The sequence below is a fragment of the Streptomyces sp. NPDC055078 genome, assembly GCF_053607985.1.
On the sequence record NZ_JBSGUP010000969.1, the window covers coordinates 1 to 2,190 of the forward strand.

Genomic DNA, 2,190 nt, shown 5'->3' on the forward strand with positions numbered 1-2,190 from the left:
GGCCCTGGCGTTCCCCGTGGCCGGGCCCGGCGAGCTACGCGCCGCGCGGGCGGCATACCCTGGGCGGGGCGCCATGCCGGTGACGTCGGACGACTTCTCCGCTGCGTTGATCGGATACCCGATCGGCTCACGGGTCGGGTCCGGCTATGCTCGTGGATGACTCGCCGAGGGCCGTTAGCTCAATTGGCAGAGCAGCGGACTTTTAATCCGTTGGTTGTGGGTTCGAGTCCCACACGGCCTACCCTCCAGCCCCTGGTCAGAGCCCATCTGGCCGGGGGCTGACCTTATTTCGGGGCTCCTGCGTGAGCGGTGCGTGAGCGAGAGTCCCATCCGGGCCCTTCGGGGCGCGCGGAACCAGGGCCGCCACCCGCTCCGTCAGCTCCTCCTCCGCCTCCTCGAACGACACCATGTTCGTCCCTTCCTCCTGGACGAGCACCTTCCCGGTGTCCGTCCACGGAAGGCTCGCCCGGGATCTCCCGCTTCTTGGCGCCGAGTTCCTCAGCCGATGAGGGCGTCGGCCAGCGCACGCCACTCGGCGCGCGGCACGGTGTCCGGTTCCGTCGGCTGGACGACGAGCACGACCTGGTCGGCGCCCGCGTCGAGGTGGCGCCGCACTCGGGCGGCGACGGCGTCGATGTCGCCCCAGGCGACCAGCCCGTCGAGCAGGCGGTCGCTCGGCCCCGCGATGTCCTCGTCGGTGAAGCCCATCCGGCGCAGGTTCTGGGGGTAGCCGCCCACCTGGACCAGGAAGCCGATGGAATCGCGCACAGTGCCCCTGGCTCGCTGCGGATCGCTGTCGAGGACGACGTACTCCATGACGGCGAGCGCCGCCTCGGCCCCCAGCAGGGATGATCGCGCTGCCCACGGTGACCGCCCCGGTCGCCCGGATGACGTCCGGCAGCGGGTCCAGCGTCCTCAGCTGGCCGCCCGCGATCCAGAGTGCCGAGCAGCCGAGGTCCTCCAGCAGGGCGGCGTCGTGGAGATGACCGCCGTCGGCGCGTACGTCCAGGGTCACGCCGATGGGTCCCAGGTCGAGCTTTGTCATCTGCCGGCGCCCTCCGCGGGGTGAGGGTCGTTCGCCGAACGCACGCGACGCTGATCTCTCAACCGCACTTCAGGTCAAGCGTCGCCTCAGCCGTCCGCGCAGGGGGCGGCCGATGAGGGGCGAGTACCTGGCCGCACCCACCTTCCGCGCAGGGCCCCGAGGTCGTAGCCTCGGCGCCATGTCCCAGGAATCGTCTGGCAATTCGACCACGCCGCCCCCTGAGTTTCCCCATACGCCCAGCTCGGCGCGGGTGTGGAACTACTGGCTGGGAGGCAAGGACAACTACCTGGTGGACCAGGCCGCCGGTGACGCGGTCGTGGCGTCGTATCCGCAGATCGTCACGCTGGCCCGCCAGTCGCGGCAGTTCCTGGTGCGCGCGGTGCGCCACCTGACCGGCGAGCTGGGGATACGCCAGTTCCTCGACATCGGCACCGGTCTGCCCACCATGCTGAACACGCACGAGGTCGCGCAGACGCTCGCACCCGAGTGCCGGGTCCTCTACGTGGACAACGACCCGATCGTGCTGGCCCACGCCCGTGCGCTGCTGACCAACACCACCCCGGAAGGCGTCACCGCGTACGTCGACGCCGATGTGCACGACCCCGAGCTGATCATCTCGGATGCCCGCAACGTGCTGAACTTCAACGAGCCCATCGCGGTGATCTTCCTCGGCATCCTCGGCTACGTCGCGGACTTCGATGAGGCCAAGTCCATCCCGGCCCGTGTCATGGCCGCTGTCCCCTCGGGCAGCTATCTGCTGCTGAGGGACAACACCCCCAGCAGCGAGGAGGTGCGCACTGCCGCCGACAAGTACGCGAAGAGCGGTGCCGACGCGTACCACCTGCGCACGGTGGCGCAGCTGCACGAGTACTTCACCGGCCTCGAACTGGTCGAGCCGGGACTGGTCCCGGTGGAGGACTGGCGCCCGGACGAGCCGCAGGTGGGGTCCGTGGACGAGCGCACCGGAGACCACGGAGGGCTGGCCCGTAAGCCGTGAGCACCGGCTCATGGCCCGTGAGCCGTGAGCACCGGCTCGCGCTGCCTGCCGCACCTAATGGGAGCTACCGGGTCGTAGAGACTTGGTGCCGTAGCCGCCAGCAGGTGAGCACTCTCCGCGCCGGAAGCATCGACTTCTGAGGTCAGAC

The 2,190-nt window shown here is 69.7% G+C and carries 2 protein-coding genes and 1 tRNA gene; 2 read left to right on the forward strand and 1 reads right to left on the reverse strand.

Annotated elements, in window-relative coordinates; all coding sequences use genetic code 11:
- Positions 1 to 168: 168 nt before the first annotated feature.
- A tRNA-Lys gene (locus tag ACWF94_RS39220) sits at positions 169 to 241 on the forward strand.
- 257 nt (positions 242 to 498) lie between these two features.
- Here the strand turns inward: ACWF94_RS39220 and ACWF94_RS39225 are convergent.
- Entirely contained in the window at positions 499 to 816 is a 318-nt protein-coding gene (locus tag ACWF94_RS39225) for a hypothetical protein (RefSeq protein ID WP_453499874.1), read from the reverse strand.
- Between the two features lie 407 nt (positions 817 to 1,223).
- On the opposite strand from ACWF94_RS39225, the gene ACWF94_RS39230 reads away from it, so the two are divergent.
- Positions 1,224 to 2,042 (forward strand): SAM-dependent methyltransferase, encoded by an 819-nt coding sequence (locus tag ACWF94_RS39230; RefSeq protein WP_453499876.1) that lies wholly within the window; start codon positions 1,224 to 1,226, stop codon positions 2,040 to 2,042.
- Positions 2,043 to 2,190 lie beyond the last annotated feature (148 nt).

What these genes read in the sequence shown, in the direction of transcription:
- ACWF94_RS39225 (WP_453499874.1), bottom strand. Translation starts at nt 816, where the DNA reads ATGGAGTACGTCGTCCTCGACAGCGATCCGCAGCGAGCCAGGGGCACT.
- ACWF94_RS39230 (WP_453499876.1), top strand. Translation starts at nt 1,224, where the DNA reads ATGTCCCAGGAATCGTCTGGCAATTCGACCACGCCGCCCCCTGAGTTT.